The sequence below is a fragment of the Nocardia sp. NPDC046473 genome (assembly GCF_040645995.1).
Taxonomy (GTDB): Bacteria; Actinomycetota; Actinomycetes; order Mycobacteriales; family Mycobacteriaceae; genus Nocardia.
Window position 1 is genome coordinate 12,521 of record NZ_JBEYZJ010000017.1, and the last position, 18,129, is coordinate 30,649.

Here is an 18,129-nt window from a genome sequence, read left to right on the forward strand (position 1 = left end):
GTGGTCGCCGGGTCCGTTAGGTCAGTGGCCCATACCCATGCCACCGTCGACCGGGATGATCGCGCCGGACACGTAGCGAGAATCCTCCGAGGCGAGGAAGCTGACCACGGCCGCAACGTCTTCCGGCGTGCCGAGGCGCTGCAGCGGAATGAACTTCTTGGCGGTGTCGCGCAGATCCTGCGGCAGTTCCGCGGTCATGTCGGTCTCGATGAAGCCGGGCGCGACCACGTTCGCGGTGATCGAACGCGAGCCGAGCTCACGGGTGATCGAACGCGCCAGACCGATGACACCAGCCTTGGACGACGCGTAGTTGATCTGGCCGGGGCCACCGCCGAGGCCGACCACAGAACCGAGGAAGATCATCCGGCCCCAGCGCGCCCGCAGCATCGCGCGGTTAGCCCGCTTGGCACAGCGGAACGCACCGGTCAGGTTCGCATCGATAACCCGGGTGAACTGCTCCTCGGTCATCCGCATCAGCAACGTGTCATCGGTGATACCCGCGTTCGCGACGAGCACCTCGACCGGCCCCTGCTTCTCTTCGACCTCGGTGAACGCGGCATCGACCGAAGCACTATCGGTCACATCGCATTTCACGCCGAACAGGCCGTCCGGCACCCCCGAGCCGCGATGCGTGACGGCCACCTTGTGACCGTCGGCGAGCAGCCGCTGCGCGACCGCGAGGCCGATGCCGCGATTACCGCCGGTGACGAGGACAGACCGGGATGTGTTGTTCGACATGACGGACAACCTATCTGGTGAGGTTCGGACGCCGCGCCTTGGCTCCGAGAAGCGCTTGCGGGTCGCGAATGCGCGAGGCCGCATACCTTGGTGGATGCCACAGTCGCATGGCGGTTACGGCAGGCGTTGACGATAAAGCAATCCGGTGACGACGCCGGCGGCGACCAGCAGCATGCCGAGCAACAGCCAGGGCCTGCTCGCATCACCCCTGGTCAGCTCGTAACCGATCTGCTGTTCGAGAGTGTCGTAGACGGCGGTCAGTTCCGCCAGGCTCGACGCGGTATAGAAATCACCGCCGGAGAGCTTGGCGATCTCGCGCAACGAGTCGTTGTCGACGGGCACCTTGACCCGCTGCGAACCCTGTCCGTCCTGGTCAGGAATCTCCACCGACCCCCATTCGGTACCGAACGAGATCGTCGAGACCGGCACGCCCTTGTTCTTGGCGAGCCGCGCTGCGGTGAAGCCGTGCCGTGGATTGTCGACGTCCTTGTCGTCCGGCACGGTCTGCTTACCGTCGGACATCAGCACGATGCGTGCGGGCGGCGGCGTCTCCGCCCCACCGAGCACCGAGGCGAGCGTATCGATGGAATTGAGCGCGGTGAAGATGCCCTCACCGGTCGCGGTGCGCTCGGCCAGCTTGATGTTGTCGATAGCGGCCTTGACGGCTTCCCGGTTCGTGGTCGGCGAGACCATCACCGAGGCGGTGCCCGCGAAGGTGACGAAACCGAGGTTGATGCCGGGCGTGAGTCCGTCGACGAACTCCTTGCCCGCCTTCTGCGCCACCTGCAGCCGGGTCGGCGGCACGTCGGTGGCCTCCATGGACAGCGAAACGTCCATCACCAGAATGACGGTCGCGCGATTGCGCGGCACCTTCTTGACCGCGGTGGGCCCGGCGGCCGCGACGGTGAGGAAGACCAGGCCGACCAGCATCAGCGCGACGGGCACGTGCCGGAACTGGCTCGGCCGCGACGGGGCCACCTTCTCCAGCAGCTCCATGTTGCTGAACTGCAGCATGTGCTTGTGCCTGCTGCGCTGGACCAGGATGTAGCCGAGCGCGATCAGCGCGACGACGGCCAGGAAGCCGAGCCAGATCTGCGCGGTGAAATGCGAAATACTCACTGGCGAGGCACCCGCCCGCTAGGGGCGCCCAAGCTGTGGCGCCGGGTGGACACGAACCGGACCACGTCGGAGATCCAGTCCCGATCGGTCTGCAGGGTGAGCACGGGCGCGCCGCAACTGCGCAACGCCTCTTCGACCTGATCCCGATGCCGCTGCGCGGCGGCCGCGAAATCGGCGCGCAGCGTTGGCGTCACGCTGAATTCGCGGGTGCGCCCGGTCTCCGGGTCGTGCAGCACGACGTCGCCGACGTCGGGCAGCGACAGGTCGCGCGGGTCGAGCACCTCCACCGCGAGCAGGTCGTGCCGCGCCGAGATGGCGCGCAGCGAACGCTGCCAGTCGATGTCGCCGAGGAAGTCGCTGATGATCACCGCGAGGCCGCGCTTGCGTTGCGGGCGGCGCAGCGATTCGATGCCGCCGCGCAGATCGCCGCGCACGCCGTCGCGGGCGTGCGGGGTGGTCGCGATGCTGCGCAGCAGCGACTGGGCGTGCACCCGTCCGCTGCGCGCGGGCACTCGGACCAGTTCCTCGCCGGTCGCGACGACGGCGCCGATCCGGTTACCACCACCGCTGGTGAGATGGGTGATGGCGGCCGCGGCGGCAATCGCCAGATCCCGCTTCTGGCACAGCGCGGTGCCGAAGTCGAGGCTGGCCGACAGGTCGACGACCATCCAGGTTTCCAGCTCGCGGTCGGCGACGGTCTGCCGCACGTGCGGATGGGTGGTGCGGGCGGTGACCGACCAATCCATCTGCCGCACATCGTCACCCGGCTGATAGGTGCGCGCCTCGCCCGGCTCGGAGCCGGGGCCGGGGATGAGGCCGAGGTGGTCGCCGTGCAGCACGCCGTCGAGCCTGCGGCGCACGGTCAGCTCTAGCGTTTTCAGCGCCGCGGCCAGCCGCGGGTCGGTCAGCTCGCCCGCGTGGAACGAGGGCGGTGCGTGCGACGACGTGCCCGCTGGGGGTTGGTAGGGAGGCGGAGCCGACCGGGGGTGGGTAGACACGGGCGGAAGCGGTTCGCGCGCCGCGGTCACTTGTTCTGAACGTTGCCGGCGGGCTGGGACTGCTGCCCGTTCGGCTGCTGCGGCACCGGCTGCGGAACGCCCTGCTGCGTGGGCTGCGGCACCGCGCCTTGCGGCCCGTTCTGCTGCGGAACCTGCTGCGGTGCACCGGAATTGACCGGCGGCGCGCTCGGCGCGACGGCCTGCGGCGCGACCTGCGGCATGCCGATGGTCTGCAGCACCCGCTTGATCACTTCCTCCGGGCTGATCTCGTCGGCCAGCGCGTCGTAGGACAGCACCAGGCGGTGGCGCAGCACGTCCGGGATCACCTCGACCACGTCCTGCGGCACCACGTAATCGCGGCCGCGGATCAGCGCGACGGCGCGGGCCGCGGCGATGATGCCGAGGCTGGCGCGCGGCGAGGCGCCGTAGGCGATCCAGCTGGCCACGTCCTGCATGCCGAAGTCGGCGGGCTTGCGGGTCGCCGCGATCACCCGGACCACGTAGTCGACCAGTGCGTGGTGCACGAAGACGGAGGCCGCGACCTGCTGCAGCCGGACCACGTCCTCGGGAGTCAGGATGCGCGTCGCCTCCGGCGGGGTGACACCCATCCGGTAGATGATCTCGCGCTCTTCCTCGACCGAGGGGTAGTCGACGACGACCTTGAACAGGAAGCGGTCGCGCTGCGCCTCGGGCAGCGGGTACACGCCCTCGCTCTCGATCGGGTTCTGCGTCGCCATCACCAGGAACGGGTTCGGCATCGGGTAGGTCTTGCCGCCGATCGACACGTGCCGCTCGGCCATCACCTCGAGCAGCGCCGACTGCACCTTCGCGGGCGCGCGGTTGATCTCGTCGGCGAGCACGAAGTTCGCGACGACCGGGCCGAGCTCGGTGTCGAATTCCTCGCGGCCCTGCCGGTAGATACGGGTACCGATGAGGTCGGTGGGCACCAGGTCCGGGGTGAACTGCACCCGGGAGAACGAGCCGCCGATCACCTTGGCGAAGGTCTCCACGGCCAGCGTCTTCGCGATGCCGGGCACGCCTTCGAGCAGGACGTGACCACGCGCGAGCACGCCGACGAGCAGCCGCTCGACCAGTCGATCCTGGCCGACGATTACCCGCTTGACCTCATAGATCGCCTTCTCCAGGGTCTGGACGTCACGCTCCAGGGTGCTAGGCGTGGACGCTGGCGCATCTTTCGCCAAATTCGCCCCGCTCACACCGTCTGTCGAAGTCACCAACATCCCCGCTTTCGCCTTGGTCCTGTGCGTGCTGCCACAACTATTCCAGGTAATGGCCGTATGTGCCGCAACCGGACCCGACATGAAGGGAATTCAAAGCTTTCAGGTGTCCGGTTCGGGTAAGTCCGCGGCTCATGTATCAGTACTCGCAATCGCCGTATGTCGCGAACTCTGACACAACGAAGGAACCGTCAGCTGACGATCCGCACCGCGTACGGCATGATGCCACCCTCGCGCACCGACGTCACCCGGACGACCTCACCCGACTCCGGCGCCTCGATCATCTGCCCGTTGCCCAGATACAGCGCGACATGCTCGCTGGCGTTCGAACCCCAGAACAGCATGTCGCCGCGGGCGCGCTGATCGACCGGCACGCGAGTGCCCGCGTTGTACTGGTACCCGCTGTAGTGCGGCAGCGAAACCCCGATCCCGGCAAAGGCATAGATCATCAGGCCGGAGCAGTCGAAGCCGATCTTGTCGAAGTCGCCGTAGCTGTCGGCGACGCCGCCGTCGTGGATGCCGTATGTCGGGCCGTCCTCGTCGCCGCCGCCCCAGGCGTAGATGACACCCAATTGGGACATGGCGCGATCGACCACCGTCTCGACCGCCGCGGAGCCGCCGACGGACGGCAGGCTCGGACGCGGGGTGCTGCGGCGCGGTGGCGAGTTCTCCAGCTGGGTGTGCGGGCGCTTGCCTTGGCCGAGTTGTCCGGCCCGGCTCTGCGCGTTCTGGTCGGCGTTGGCGCGGGCCGCTGCGGCCGCGGCGGCGGCGCGCACCGCGGCCTCTTCGGCCTTACGTTGCTGTTCCCAGTTCAGATAGACGTCGCGCTGGCCCTGTAGTCCGGCGACGTTCTGTCGTGCGAAGTCCAAGCGGCCCTGCGCATCCTGGCGCTGGCGCTGCAGGTTGTCGCGCTGCACCGTCTGCTGGTCGAACGCGGCCTTGGCGGCGGTGACCGCGTGCTCGGCGTCGACCTTCGCCTGTTCGGCGGCCGCTGCGGCCGCGTCGGCGGCCGACTTCGCTTGGCGCGCACTGGAATTCTTGTTGCCCTGGTCGATCTGGGCGCGACGTAGGCTATCGAGTACCTGCTGCTGATTCTTCGAGACCAGCGATAGGAGCTGGGCCTGATCGAGGGCGGCGGCCGGGGTGGCCGCGGCCAGGTAGACGACCATCGACTCCGCGGCGGGGCGGGTGTAGGCCTGCGCCGCGAACTGGTCGAAGTTGCGCCGCGCGGCACTGACTTTCGTTCCGGCGTCGGCCAATTCGCGCTGGGTGTCGGCCACCACGGCGGCGGCCGCGTCGGCGGCGTCGCGCGCGTTCTGCAGATCGACCAGGGCCTTGTTCACTTCTTCGCGCTTGCGGGCGACCTCGCTGTCGAGCTGCTGCAACTGCTGATCGACCGCCGCGACCTGATTGATCAGCCCGCCCACTTCGGTCACGCCGGCGTCGACTTGCGCTCCGGCATCGGCGATCTGGCCGTCACTCGGATTCGGCGGGGCAGGCGGCACCGCGGCGGCAGGTCCGGCCAGCACCACGACGACCGTCACCAGCAACCCCAGGGCGACCCCCAGGGGACGCCGATAAGCGGCCTCGCCGTTGTTGCGCATCGCACCTCCCAAGGACCCGACTCCAGCAACACCCCATGAGCACCAACCGCACCTCGACGCTCAATGGTGGGCAGATAACCCCTGACAAGACTTCTTCCCCATCGGTAACTACACGACCGTACGACACTTCAGTCACCAAAGGAACTCCAGCAACAGAATGACAGGCGCGTAATTTGCCCGTTGCCTGAGATTAGCCGCATGCGGCAAAGGTTTCCGAGCGGTATTACATACCGGTCGTCAGGGAAAGTAGCTGTCTAGAAACCAGCTATGAGGTAGCGGCCCGATCGCCCTCGGTGCCGGAAACGGCGACCGGCGTGGCGGGTTCGGCACGCCGACGCGACTTCACGAAGTAGAGCCCGACCACGACGGCCGCGGTGCCCGCGAGCAACACACTGGCGATCGCGGTCCAGGAGACGGCCTCCGGCTGCTCCAGCTTGTCCACGAAATGCTGTGCCGCCTCGGCGGAGTGCCCGCCGTTGAACTTCGCCTTGTCCTCGGCCCACTCGAGCCGGACCCGGGAGATGGTGTCGCTGTAGGTGCCCGCCCAGTCGTCGCTGAGCACCAGGACGGTGCCGTGCTGGGTTCCGCCGACCTCGGTGGCCAGGTCGCGCAGGCTTTCGTGGCCCGGTGCGCCCGGCACGACCACGATGTTCAACGGGATGCCGTGCGCTCTCGCGTCGGCGGCGACCGCCGCCAACTCCGTCTGATCCTTGCCGTCCAGCGTGGCGACGTGATTGTCGGCCAGGTCGGCGTTGATGGTGGTGACGGTGTCCTCGGTGACGTTCGGCGGCAGTTCGGCGGCCATGGGCGTGAAAACCGAGGTGTGCGAGACGGTCATCTTCCATCCGGTCTGTCGAGCCGCATCGGCATCCGAAGCGACGTGCATCCAACACTGCGGGGTGAGCTCAATGCCACCCGGCTGGCTCCGAAAGCACAGTACGCGACGGAGAGTCGAGGCACGCGCAGACGGCACGCGACGCGCCCCCGCGCGGCTTCGTACCGGCCGTGACGCAGACTAGGCGGGCGGGGTCGATGTGCTCACAGGACAAGCGTACTGTTAGGGTCGTAGCGCGAGGAACCGGCGCACTCGAGTGCCGGAGCAACCTGCAAAGACTCGGTCGCCGGCACAGCCCCGCCGACGGCCAACCCTCACAGACGAGTGGAGCTGACGTGACGACAAGTATCGATACTTTCGGCGCCAAGGGCACCCTCGAGGTCGGAAGCAACTCCTACGAGATCTTCCGCCTCTCCGCCGTGCCCGGCACCAAGAAACTCCCCTACGCACTCAAGGTCCTCGCGGAGAACCTGCTCCGCACCGAGGACGGCGCGAACATCACTGCCGATCACATTCGCGCCATTGCGGATTGGGATCCCTCGGCCGAGCCGAGCATCGAGATCCAGTTCACCCCGGCCCGCGTGATCATGCAGGACTTCACCGGCGTGCCCTGCATCGTCGACCTCGCCACCATGCGTGAGGCCGTCAAGACCCTCGGCGGCGACCCGGACAAGGTCAACCCGCTGGCCCCCGCCGAGATGGTCATCGACCACTCGGTGATCATCGACGTGTTCGGCCGCGCCGACGCGCTGGAGCGCAACGTCGACATCGAGTACTCCCGCAACCGTGAGCGCTACCAGTTCCTGCGCTGGGGCCAGGGCGCGTTCGACGACTTCAAGGTCGTCCCCCCGGGCACCGGCATCGTGCACCAGGTCAACATCGAGCACCTGGCCCGCACCGTCATGGTCCGCAACGGCCAGGCCTACCCGGACACCTGCGTCGGCACCGACTCGCACACCACGATGGTCAACGGCCTCGGTGTATTGGGTTGGGGCGTCGGCGGTATCGAGGCCGAGGCGGCCATGCTGGGCCAGCCCGTCTCGATGCTGATCCCGCGCGTCGTCGGCTTCAAGCTCACCGGTGAGATCAAGCCGGGCGTCACCGCCACCGACGTGGTGCTCACCGTCACCGACATGCTGCGCAAGCACGGCGTGGTCGGCAAGTTCGTCGAGTTCTACGGCAAGGGCGTCGCCGAGGTGCCGCTGGCCAACCGCGCCACCCTGGGCAACATGAGCCCCGAATTCGGTTCCACCGCAGCGATCTTCCCGATCGACGAGGTGACCATCGACTACCTGCGCCTGACCGGCCGCGACGACGACCAGCTCGCGCTGGTCGAGGCGTACGCCAAGGAACAGGGCATGTGGCACGACGCCGAGCACGAGCCGGTGTACTCGGAGTACATGGAGCTCGACCTCGGCGACGTGGTGCCGTCCATCGCGGGCCCGAAGCGGCCGCAGGACCGAATCCTGTTGTCGGAGTCCAAGACCGCGTTCCGCAAGGACATCCACAACTACACCAACGACGCGGAGAGCGGCCCGGCCGCCGTCACCCCGCACACGCACCTGGACGAGGCCATCGAGGAGTCCTTCCCGGCCAGCGATCCGGCCGTGCTGTCCTTCGCCGATGACGACGCGGTGCTGATCCCGTCCGCCGCGAACGGCGCCGTCGGCCGCCCGAGCAAGCCGGTCAAGGTCTCCTCGGAGGAGTACGGCGACTTCGTGCTCGACCACGGCGCCGTGGTGGTCGCCTCGATCACCTCGTGCACCAACACCTCCAACCCGTCGGTCATGCTCGGCGCCGCGCTGCTCGCGCGCAACGCCGTGGAGAAGGGCCTGACCTCCAAGCCGTGGGTCAAGACCTCGATGGCGCCGGGTTCGCAGGTCGTCAACGACTACTACAACAAGTCGGGCCTGTGGCCCTACCTGGAGAAGCTCGGCTTCTTCCTGGTCGGCTACGGCTGCGCCACCTGCATCGGCAACACCGGCCCGCTGCCGGACGCGGTGTCCAAGGCGATCAACGACAACGACCTCTCGGTCACCGCGGTGCTCTCGGGCAACCGCAACTTCGAAGGCCGCATCTCCCCCGACGTGAAGATGAACTACCTGGCCTCGCCGCCGCTGGTCATCGCCTACGCGCTCGCCGGAACGATGGACTTCGACTTCGAGACCGACGCGCTCGGCCAGGACGCCGACGGCAACGACGTCTTCCTGAAGGACATCTGGCCCTCCTCGAAGGAGATCGAGGCGACCATCGGCAGCGCGATCAGCCAGGACATGTTCATCAAGTCCTACGCCGACGTGTTCAAGGGTGACGAGCGCTGGCGCGGCCTGGCGACCCCCGAAGGCAAGATCTTCGACTGGGACGCCGACTCCACCTACGTGCGCAAGCCTCCGTACTTCGACGGCATGCCGCAGGATCCGGAGCCGGTCACCGACATCTCCGGCGCGCGCGTGCTGGCCCTGCTCGGCGATTCGGTCACCACCGACCACATCTCCCCCGCGGGCAACATCAAGGCCGGTACCCCGGCCGCGCAGTACCTCGAGGGCCACGGCGTCGAGCGCAAGGACTACAACTCCTACGGCTCGCGGCGCGGTAACCACGAAGTGATGATCCGCGGCACCTTCGCCAACATCCGGCTGCGCAACCAGCTCCTCGACGACGTCTCGGGCGGTTACACCCGCGACTTCACCCAGGACGGCGGCCCGCAGGCCTTCATCTACGACGCCTCGCAGAACTACCAGGCCGCGGGCATCCCGCTGGTCGTGCTGGGCGGCAAGGAGTACGGCTCGGGTTCCTCGCGTGACTGGGCCGCCAAGGGCACCTCGCTGCTGGGTGTGAAGGCCGTCATCACCGAGTCGTTCGAGCGCATCCACCGCTCGAATCTCATTGGTATGGGCGTCATTCCGCTGCAGTTCCCGGCCGGTGAGTCGGCCGCGTCGCTGAAGCTGGACGGCACCGAGACCTTCGACATCGAGGGCATCACCAAGCTGAACGAGGGCACGACGCCGAAGACCCTGAAGGTCACCGCCACCAAGGAGAACGGTGACAAGGTCACCTTCGACGCGGTGGTCCGGATCGACACCCCCGGTGAAGCCGATTACTACCGCAACGGCGGCATCCTGCAGTACGTGTTGCGCAACATGATTCGCGGCTGATCACCCACACGCCGTTGGTCGAGAGTCCGCGCACCGCGTTTTCGCGGTGCGCGGACTGCTCACACCTCTTGGAGGAGCACGCCCGCTATGCCCAAAGTCAGTGAAGATCACCTCGCCGCCCGGCGCAGCCAGATTCTCGACGGGGCGCGGCGCTGCTTTGCCGAATACGGGTACGAGGGCGCCACGGTACGTCGGCTCGAGGAGGAGATCGGGCTCTCGCGCGGTGCGATCTTCCACCACTTCCGGGACAAGGACGCGCTGTTCCTCGCGCTCGCGCAGGAGGATGCCGAGCGGATGGCCGATGTCGCGGCCAACCAGGGCATCGTCGGGGTGATGCGGGACATGCTCGCGCATCCCGAGCAGTTCAATTGGCTCGGAACGCGTTTGGAGATCGCGCGGCGGTTGCGCACCGACCCTGAGTTCCGTGCGGGGTGGACTCAGCGGTCGGCGGAGTTGACTGCCGCGACGTTGGCCCGGTTGGAGCGGCGCAAGGCGGCGGGGGCGTTGCGCGACGACGTGCCTACCGATGTTTTGCTCGGGTATCTCGATCTGGTGCTCGACGGGCTCATCGCGCGCATCGCGTCGGGGCATACAAACGAAAACCTCACCGCCGTACTGGATCTCGTCGAAGCCTCGGTCCGCCGCCGCGACTGAGCTCCCCGCCGAACGCCTCCTCGCGCAGAGCCAAACCACTTCTGATTTCCCGCACCGAGAATCGCATGCGAATTTCGGTGCGGGAGATCAAGAGGAGTGCGGGGAGTCAGCAGGGGCGAGTGTAGGGCACGGACGGGAGCAGGCTGCGCCATTCTTGTTCGTCGAGCATGGCGACCGAGGAGGAGCACAGTTTCGCAGCGACTGCGGCGGGGTCGGTGTACCAGAGGGTGGTGAGTTGATCACCGACGCCGAGTAGGCGTGATTCGTCGGTGGGGTCGAAACGCAGGAACCAGGTCCAGCCGATCTTGGCCTCGATCGGGTCGCCTTGCTCGCGGATGCGAGACGGATCGGTGATGTCCCACAGGCGAGCCGTCTGGTCACCGCCGCCGGAGGCCAGGCGATGGCCGGACTCGTCGACCGCCAGCGTCCGGATCGTGGCTGTGTGTGCGCGCACCGAATCCAGTTCGCGAACGTGCACCGGATCGGTGATGTCCCACGAGCGGATCATGCCGCTGTCGTCGCCGCTGAACAGGGTTTTGCCGTCCGGAGCGAACAGCAGAGCGCGTGCTTGCCCGCCGTGCAAGTCGAGTGAGACCGCGGTCGACTTTCCGGGATCGGTGATGTCCCACAAGTGGATTCGTGCATCGTCGCCGGCGGCCGCGACCACAGGGCGGCCGGGCGCGAAGGCGGCCAGTTCGAGTTCTCGGTCGTCTCCGGTCGACAGTGGACCGCCCAGTGGGCGCGGGACGGCCGGGTCGGCGACGTCCCACAGTTGCAGCGAGCGGTGCCCCCCTCCGGTGACCAGGTGATCCCCCTTGGAGGCGAAAGCAATCGGCCCGGTGCCGGGTATCGCGCCGAGCGCCGCGGGCCTGGCTCGGTCGGTCAGATCCCACAGTCGGACCTCATCGGCGCCGGTGGTGGCCAGCAGGGTGCCGTCGGGACGGAGGGCCACCTTCGTCCCGTGGCGGTCCGGCGGGCCTGCGCGCACCTCGCTGATCATCGCGCTGATGAGTGGGGCAGCGATGTTCCACACGTCGACCTGACCGTCGCGGAATCCGCCGACCAACGTTTTACCCGGCTGGTCGAAATCGAGAGAGGTCAGCGAGCTGGCGAACACGATGGGCAGCCGCACGCCGGCTTGGCTCCATACCCTGAGCTTGCCGTCGGCACCCGCGCTGATCGCCGTGGTGTTGGTGACCACCACCAGCGACTGCAGCGAACCGTTGTTGACCAGTTCGAGGACGATGGGCGTCACGCGGTCGAGCCGGCTGGTGTTCCACTCGCGGGCGGTGCCGCCCGCGTCGGTGACCACGAGTGCTCGACCGTTGAGCCAGTATTGCAGGCCCGAAATCGGCACGGGGCGGGTCTGTTTCCGGTCGACGAGTTGGGGTCGATCTCGGTCACGGGCGTCCCAGAACAGCAGTTGGCCGTCCGCGGTGCCCGCGGCGAGCCGGCCTTGGGCACCGAAGGCGATGGCCTGCACGGCGCCGCCGGTGTCTAGCGGGATGCCCACCGGGAGCGGCTGTTCGCGGTCATCGACGGACCACAAGCGCACGGTGTGATCGTCGCCGGCGGTGGCGAGCACCGATGCGTCAGGTGCGAGCGCCATCGCCTTGATAGCGGTGGGATGTGCGCCGAGAACTGCGCCGAGCCGCCGAATAGCTTGGGGCGCGATGATATCGAGGAAGGTGAGCGTTCCGTCGCCGCCGCCGACCGCCAGGGTGCGGGCATCGGGTAGGAAGGCGACAGTGGTGAGCGGGGTGCCGTTGTCGAAAGTTCCGGCCAGGCTCGCCTGGCGCGGATCGCGGATGTCCCACAGTCGTAGCGTGCCACCGGAGTCGAGGCTGGCCAGCATGGTGCCGTCCTGATTGAATTCGGCCGCTTCGACAGCACCTCGATGCCCGCTCAGGGCTGGTCCGACCTGGGTGAGCACGCCCGGATTCGATATGTCCCACAGCTTTACGAGGCCGTCGCCACCGGCGCTGGCCACCAGGCGATGGCCCCAACTGAAGGTCAGACTGCGGACGGGACCGTCGTGGGCAGCGACCGTGACGAGTTCGATCGGCTGCACCTGCGCGGCCAGCAAGCGGGCTCGGGCGACGGGATCGGCGGGGTTCAACCGGTAGGCCGCCAGCGCGAGCTGGGTGGACAGCACCGGGTCGGCGTTCTCGACGCGTTCCGATTGGTCGACGAGCTGGCTGAGCACCGTGTCTTTGTGTTCCTGGGAGACGGTCGCGCGCTGGCCTACCACCACGACCGAAAGCACCAGTGCCGCAACGGTGAGCACGGCGACGGCGGACAGGAAGGCCCGCCATCGGATGGTCCGCGTCCGGTGCCGCTCCTGCGACGCGGACACGAATTCTCGGGCGAGCCGGTTCGACGACTCCGTGCGCCGCATCCAGCCGGTGGCATTTTCCAGCCGAGTCTTGGTGTACAGCAGCGATATCGGTCGTTCCATCCGCGCCCACTCGCGGGCGTCGGCCTCGACGCGCTGGCGATCGGCGGCGAATTCCCGTTCCTCGGACAGCCATTCGGCCAGGCGGGGCCAACCGGTGAGCAACAGCTCGTGGACCAGCTCGATATCGTCGTTGTGCTGCACCAGAATTCGCCCGGTGGTGAGCTTCGCGATCGCGGTGCGGGCGACCGCCGGATCCGCCGACTCCTCGATCAGCAGTTCGACGGGCATCCGGTTGCGCACCACGGTGGTCGGCTCGGTGATGGTCAACGCTACGAGTACTTGCCGCGCCATCACCCGTTCGCGGTCGGTGAGCTGGGACCACACCGACTCGCAGCTGATCGCGCAGGCGCCGCTGAGGCCGCCCGCTTCGCGATAGCCGTCGACGGTCAGCGCGCGGCCGTGCCGATTCGCCCAGGTCATGGCCAGTGCCAGCGACAAGAGCGGGAGCCGGACCTCGCTGTTCGCCTGGATGGCGCCCAGATCCTGCAGCACCACCTCGACCAGGCTGTCCTCGACCCGCAGACCGGCGGCCTCGGCGGGCCGGACGATCACCTCGCGCAGCTCGGGCAGGGTCATCGGGTCGAGCAGCATCGCGTGTTGCCGCAGCGGTTCCACCGTCCACGAGTACCGCAGGAACGCCTGCAGCAGTTCATGCAGGTAGACGATGTTGAACGCGGCGACGACGGTGGTCGGCGGCTCGGCGGCCGGATCGGTGAGCGCGGTCAACTGACGCAGGAACTGTTGCCGCAGTGCATCATCCGTGCACAGCGTGAACAGCTCCTCGCCCTGATCGATCAGCAGCAGCCGGTGGGTCGACGGCTGGTCCGCGAGCGCGGCGGCCAATGCGGCCACCGGGTCGTGGCCGGGGGTCATGGCGATCGGCGTGCGCGGTCCCGGCGCGGCCTGCAGCCCGGCGGCGAGCAGCGACGACTTACCGATGCCGGACGGACCGAGCAGCAGTGCCGCGGCCGACCGCTCGCTCGACTCGACCGCCGAAATCAGTTCGAGCAGGCGATGTTTCGCGTCACTGCGGCCGAAGTACAGATCACTGTCCTCGACCCGGTAGGACTCGAGACCACGGTAGGGTGCGCGATCGGCATCAATGACAGGCAACTCGACCTTGGCGGCCTCCCAGTCCTGGTACCAGCGCTCCAGATCAAGCAGCGAGGGGTCGACCCGCGGGTTTTCCGGGGTCCGCCGCCGCGCGTCCGCGATCAGCACCTCCAGCACCGGCCGAACCGAGTCGAACGCCGCCGGCGTGCGCTGGCCGCGCCGCCAATCGCTGATCCGCTGGAAGGTGATCTTGCTGGCGCCCGGGGCGAGGCGGGCGTTGGCGGCGCGGACCACCGACTTCAACGGCGGCCCGCCCGCTGCGGTGAAGAGGTCGCTGAGCCGGTCGGCGAACAGGCGGCGGCCTTCGGCTCGACTCGGGGTGGCGACGTTTTTCGGCGCTACCACGTTCGCGACGGCGCGGACTCGGGACATACCAGCGAGCAGAACAATCGCATGTTCACCACCAACGTGTCGGGTGTCCAGGAATTGTGGCGCTGAGCTGACGAAATGCGTTCCTGCGATCATCCATCGGGTGATCGATATTCGGCACCGACGCTGGGTAGGAAAGGCGGTTCCAGCGGCGGCGTGAGCATACCAGCCGGTATGTTCAACGCCGATTCAATGCCGACCCGCATCGCGTCTGGTGACGCGCACCGCGTTGGCACGGTGCGCGTCACCACGCTCGACTACGACTGCACCAGGAGAACGGCGTACTGCACCGCCGGTATGAGGCCAAGTGCCGTCACCAACGTCATCCCGACGCCGATCGCGACCCGCCGGTGCCGCGACCACCAGCCGACTCGGGTCACCTCCCGAGAAACGGCTTCAGCGTCGTCGATGTTCTGCGCGTAGTAGCCGAAACCAATTGGCGCGGAACTGATATCGAGCAGGCGCTCGGGACTGGTATCCAGGATGGGCTCCATCTCGGACTCCTATTTTCGTCGTAATCCGTTGCGAGCGAATGGTTCCGGTCTGCTGACAGCTCAGACCGTCACCAGTTCGCGGTCGTTCGCGGTCCCGCCGTTAACGATCTGCGGCACAGTGGAACTCGTGTACGCCGTGCCATAGGCCCTCGGTCCGCCCTGCGGGACTGGCTCGATGTACTGCCGAGGAGCAGGTTCGGCATACGGCTGCGGCGCGGGCTCAACCAGATACGGCTGCGGCGCGGGCTCGAGATACGGCTGGGGTGCCGGCTCGAGATACGGCTGCGGCGCGGGCTGCGCGTACGGCTGCGGCGCAGGTTCAACCAGATACGGCTGCGGCGCAGGCTGGGCATACGGCTGCGGCGCAGGCTGCGCGTACGGCTGCGGCGCGGGCTCAACGAGATACGGCTGCGGCGCGGGCTGCGCGTACGGCTGCGGCGCGGGCTCGACCAGATACGGCTGCGGCGCAGGGGCCGAGTAAGGCCGAGGCTCGACATACGGCCGCGGCTGAACCTGCGGGGCAGGCTCGCTGTACGGCTGCGGCGCGGGTCCCGGGTAAGGCCGGGGCTCGACACGAGGCTCGACATAGGGCCGCGGCTGAACCTGCGGAGCGGGCTCGCTGTACGGCCCCGGTTGCGTGCGCGGGCCGGTCTCGCCATACGGCGAAGGTGCGGCCTGCGGGCCCGTCTCACCATTAGGCGAGGGTGCCGTGCGCGGGCCGGTCTCACCGTTAGGTGCCGGTGCTGTCCGCGGGCCGGTCTCACCATTGGGCGCAGGAGCATTGCGCGGACCTGTCTCACCGAACGGCGAAGGCGCTGTGCGCGGCGAAGATTCGCCGAACGGCGTCTGCGACGGCGACGGAACCGGCCCCGTCTCGGTGTAAGGCGAAGGCGACGGGGCACCGAACGGCGACGGCGCGGTGCGCGGGGCACCCTCACCGAACGGCGACGGGCTCGGCGCATTCTGCCCGAACGGCGCAGGCGCGGTACGCGGAGCCTCGCCGAACGGCGACGGAACCGGACCGGTCTCGCCGAAGGGCGACGGCGCCGGAGCACCGAACGGCGACGGCACGCCGCGCGGGACCTCGGGCGCGAATCCGCCCAGCATCGACGAGATCAGCTCCTCGAAGAGCGCGGCGCCTTCCATCTCCTCCAGCAACGGAATCGTCAGGAACAGCATCGACAACATCCCGAGCGTCAGCAGCACCACGAACGCGGCAGGCACGCCGAATTCGAGCAGCGGAACGCCGATCACCGTCACCAGCCCCATACCGACGGCGGCCGTCGCGGCCGCGGCCGCACCCGCCATCAGCGTCCCGATCAGCACCGTGCCGACCGCACCGGCGACCATGCCGCCGAGTACGAGCAGCGCGGCGCCGCCGCCTGCCATCAGGCCGGCCAGCGCGCCGAGCACGAACACGCCGAACCCGAGCACCTCCGGCAGCGTGAACAGTGCGCCACCGAACAGCACCGCCGCACCCAGAGCAAGCACCCCGAGCACCTCCGGCGCCGCGAGCAACGCACCGCCGAACAGCACAGCAGCACCAAGCCCGAGCACGCCGAGCACCTCCGGCGCAGCCAACAGCGCACCACCGAACAGCACAGCAGCACCAAGCCCGAGCACGCCGAGCACCTCCGGCGCAGCCAACAGCGCACCACCGAACAGCACGGCCGCACCCAGAGCGAGCGCCCCGAGCACCGGTACCCCGATGGTGATCTCGAACGGCAAGGCCAGCACTTCCAAGCCGGCGAGCACAGCGCCGATCCCGAGGACCGCGGGAATCGCGATCGGCGCGAGCAGGACTGCGCCGATCGCCAGTGCGCCGATGATCTCCGGCGCCGCAAGCACTGCGAGCGCTGCGGCCGCACCGAGCGCCAACGTACCGAGGAGCAGCCCACCGCCGAGCACACCGGCGATCATCGGCAGCTCGAGCGTCGCGTTGCGGAGGCCGAGCAGGCCGCCGTCGTTGCGCATGCCGCGGGCATCGGTCAGCATCGGCGCCAGGCCGATGCCGAGCGCCGCGGCCGGATCGGCGACGAGCTGCCGCAGCCCGGTGGCCAAGCCCTGCAACGGATCCCCGCCGCCCGTGGCCTGGCCGAGCATCGGATTCAGCAAGTCACGCAAGCCCGCAGCGGGGTCGGGTCCACCGTTCGGGAAACCGAAGAACGTGCGCGCCTGGTCGGCCACGTTTTCCAGCGGAGCGCCGAGCAGGTCGCGACGGATGCCCGCCTGCTCGATCGCCTCGTCGGCGAACACGAGCAGATCCCGGACCGGCTGCCCGAGCGGTCCGGTCGGCACCGCCGCACCGATCAACTCGGTGAGCTGCGGCAGGGCGATGGTGCCGACAACTTGTTCGGCGGCCGACACCAGTTCGGGCATCGGCAACGGTGCGGAACCGGCCGGGCCCGAGGCCGACGCGTCGTCGACGATCAGACTTCCCGGCAGCGACGAGTGCGCGGCCTCCGGCGTCGGCGTGGTCAGGTCGTGGATCATCTCACCCGTGCCGTCGGCCTGCGGAACCGCCGGTTCGGTGCCGAGCGCGGTGAGCGCCTGGCCGAGCGCGTGCTGCACGACCGGACCCCAGGTCGTGGCGAGGTCATCGAGTTCGGGCACCCCGGTGGGGGGTGGCACCGAGTCGCCGAACTCGGTCACCGCCCGGCGGATTTCCGGCAGCGCGACGGCGAAGGCCGAGTTCACGCCCGCGGCGATCTGGCTCGGATCCGCGGGTACCGGCGGCGGCGCGGGCGCTTCGGCGGCCGCCTGACCAGTGGACAACAGAACGGTGGCCAACGAGGCGACCACGGCCGCTGCGTAACGGCCCTTGCGCGTGCGATCGGCTGCCATGCGGTGCCCGGGCGTGGTTACCCGGCGACGTTTGTGTGTTGCAAACATACGAGGACCTTTCGATCGGGGTGGTGCAGCGAGTACGCGGCCGGATCGGACCGGGTCGGCAGTACTCGCGCCGAGCTCTGCGAGTGCGGACTGATTCGTCGCTCGGACCGGTCAGCGGCACCGGTCGCGCAGACCGTCCGTGACCACAAACCGCTGATTCCGGCGGTGGTGGTGATGCGGACGAGGACTGCGCCGCTGGCGTCGCGAGAGCACAGATATGCGCGTTGTTCGACATTCGCGCCCCGCGGGAACGGCGATCGCGACCTTGGCGGCCAGGCTGCGGAACACCCGCCTGGCGGCGGGTCGTGCACCGGTCGCACGGCGGACGGCGAGCGCATAACGACCGACGCACGTGCGGTAGCTACTTTTCCGCATCTCTCGTAACTGGTCATGCTTCCAGGTTTGAGATGCGACACGCGGCCGTCAATGGACAAAAAGGCCTCACTGGACATCCGACCAGCT

The 18,129-nt window shown here is 68.3% G+C and carries 11 protein-coding genes; 2 read left to right on the top strand and 9 right to left on the bottom strand.

Translation table 11 applies throughout. The features are described from left to right. Positions 1-21 precede the first annotated feature (21 nt). The 6 genes from fabG1 to ABZ942_RS43190 all read right to left on the bottom strand — a co-directional run bounded on the left by fabG1 (position 22) and on the right by ABZ942_RS43190 (position 6,535). Positions 22-738, bottom strand: a complete 717-nt coding sequence (gene fabG1 / locus ABZ942_RS43165) for a 3-oxoacyl-ACP reductase FabG1 (RefSeq protein WP_357392082.1) — start codon at positions 736-738, stop codon at positions 22-24. A 114-nt stretch (positions 739-852) separates the two neighbouring features. Next, positions 853-1,857, bottom strand: coding sequence for a VWA domain-containing protein (locus tag ABZ942_RS43170; protein WP_357392083.1), 1,005 nt, complete (start codon positions 1,855-1,857; stop codon positions 853-855). After that, positions 1,854-2,765: a DUF58 domain-containing protein gene (locus ABZ942_RS43175; protein WP_357392168.1), complete on the bottom strand. Its 912-nt coding sequence runs from the start codon at positions 2,763-2,765 to the stop codon at positions 1,854-1,856. The genes ABZ942_RS43170 and ABZ942_RS43175 overlap by 4 nt, the downstream gene beginning before the upstream one ends. Before the next feature lie 116 nt (positions 2,766-2,881). Further along, complete coding sequence (locus tag ABZ942_RS43180; protein ID WP_357392084.1) at positions 2,882-4,096, bottom strand: AAA family ATPase; 1,215 nt, start codon at positions 4,094-4,096, stop codon at positions 2,882-2,884. Between the two features lie 188 nt (positions 4,097-4,284). Next, complete coding sequence (locus ABZ942_RS43185) at positions 4,285-5,697, bottom strand: NlpC/P60 family protein (protein WP_357392085.1); 1,413 nt, start codon at positions 5,695-5,697, stop codon at positions 4,285-4,287. 265 nt (positions 5,698-5,962) lie between these two features. Then, the gene (locus ABZ942_RS43190; RefSeq protein ID WP_357392086.1) at positions 5,963-6,535 is read right to left on the bottom strand and encodes a DUF6676 family protein; all 573 of its coding nucleotides are present in this window, start codon (positions 6,533-6,535) and stop codon (positions 5,963-5,965) included. 332 nt (positions 6,536-6,867) lie between these two features. Between ABZ942_RS43190 and ABZ942_RS43195 the strand changes: the two genes are divergently transcribed. Both ABZ942_RS43195 and ABZ942_RS43200 read left to right on the top strand, forming a co-directional pair. Further along, positions 6,868-9,687, top strand: a complete 2,820-nt coding sequence (locus ABZ942_RS43195) for an aconitate hydratase (protein ID WP_357392087.1) — start codon at positions 6,868-6,870, stop codon at positions 9,685-9,687. An 87-nt stretch (positions 9,688-9,774) separates the two neighbouring features. Continuing rightward, positions 9,775-10,341, top strand: a complete 567-nt coding sequence (locus tag ABZ942_RS43200; protein ID WP_357392088.1) for a helix-turn-helix domain-containing protein — start codon at positions 9,775-9,777, stop codon at positions 10,339-10,341. Between the two features lie 106 nt (positions 10,342-10,447). Here the strand turns inward: ABZ942_RS43200 and ABZ942_RS43205 are convergent, their stop codons facing one another. From ABZ942_RS43205 to ABZ942_RS43215, 3 genes are all read right to left on the bottom strand, one after another. Continuing rightward, entirely contained in the window at positions 10,448-14,284 is a 3,837-nt protein-coding gene (locus tag ABZ942_RS43205) for a hypothetical protein (protein WP_357392089.1), read from the bottom strand. Positions 14,285-14,538: 254 nt separating this feature from the next. Next, the gene (locus ABZ942_RS43210) at positions 14,539-14,775 is read right to left on the bottom strand and encodes a hypothetical protein (protein WP_357392090.1); all 237 of its coding nucleotides are present in this window, start codon (positions 14,773-14,775) and stop codon (positions 14,539-14,541) included. Between the two features lie 60 nt (positions 14,776-14,835). Further along, positions 14,836-17,619, bottom strand: coding sequence for a hypothetical protein (locus ABZ942_RS43215; protein ID WP_357392091.1), 2,784 nt, complete (start codon positions 17,617-17,619; stop codon positions 14,836-14,838). Positions 17,620-18,129 lie beyond the last annotated feature (510 nt).

Coding starts and splice junctions, on each gene's coding strand:
- ABZ942_RS43215 (WP_357392091.1), bottom strand. CDS start 17,619: ATGGCAGCCGATCGCACGCGCAAGGGCCGTTACGCAGCGGCCGTGGTC.
- ABZ942_RS43200 (WP_357392088.1), top strand. CDS start 9,775: ATGCCCAAAGTCAGTGAAGATCACCTCGCCGCCCGGCGCAGCCAGATT.
- ABZ942_RS43210 (WP_357392090.1), bottom strand. CDS start 14,775: ATGGAGCCCATCCTGGATACCAGTCCCGAGCGCCTGCTCGATATCAGT.
- ABZ942_RS43190 (WP_357392086.1), bottom strand. CDS start 6,535: ATGACCGTCTCGCACACCTCGGTTTTCACGCCCATGGCCGCCGAACTG.
- fabG1 (WP_357392082.1), bottom strand. CDS start 738: ATGTCGAACAACACATCCCGGTCTGTCCTCGTCACCGGCGGTAATCGC.
- ABZ942_RS43185 (WP_357392085.1), bottom strand. CDS start 5,697: ATGCGCAACAACGGCGAGGCCGCTTATCGGCGTCCCCTGGGGGTCGCC.
- ABZ942_RS43180 (WP_357392084.1), bottom strand. CDS start 4,096: ATGTTGGTGACTTCGACAGACGGTGTGAGCGGGGCGAATTTGGCGAAA.
- ABZ942_RS43205 (WP_357392089.1), bottom strand. CDS start 14,284: ATGTCCCGAGTCCGCGCCGTCGCGAACGTGGTAGCGCCGAAAAACGTC.